At 69.4% G+C, this 271-nt stretch carries 1 protein-coding gene; it reads right to left on the bottom strand.

The features are described from left to right. On the bottom strand, positions 1-271 hold a 271-nt coding region (locus RMT89_RS43150), incomplete at both ends, for an AMP-binding protein (RefSeq protein ID WP_315889221.1).

The following is a 271-nucleotide window of genomic DNA, read 5'->3' as shown; positions in this document are numbered from 1 at the left end:
AGCGATCCGCCGTCAGGTCTTCGCGCTGCCAATAGCCGCGCGCCACGCCGGCGCCGCCGATCCAAAGCTCGCCCGCCGCGCCGATGGGCAGGGGCGCGCCGGCTTCGTCAAGGATATAGCACTGGGTATTGGCGATGGGCGTGCCAAGGCTGACCACGCTTTCGGCCGCGCTGGCGGGGGCGGTGGTCGACCAGATCGTCGTCTCGGTCGGGCCATACATATTGGTGATCGAGGCGCTTGTGGCGCGGTTCAGATCGGCCACCAGCGCGCC

It is taken from the genome of Streptomyces sp. P17 (assembly GCF_032436805.1).
Classification (GTDB): Bacteria; Actinomycetota; Actinomycetes; order Streptomycetales; family Streptomycetaceae; genus Streptomyces.
The sequence above is the reverse complement of the archived record's forward strand: the minus strand, read 5'-3'. Positions and strand labels throughout refer to the sequence as shown.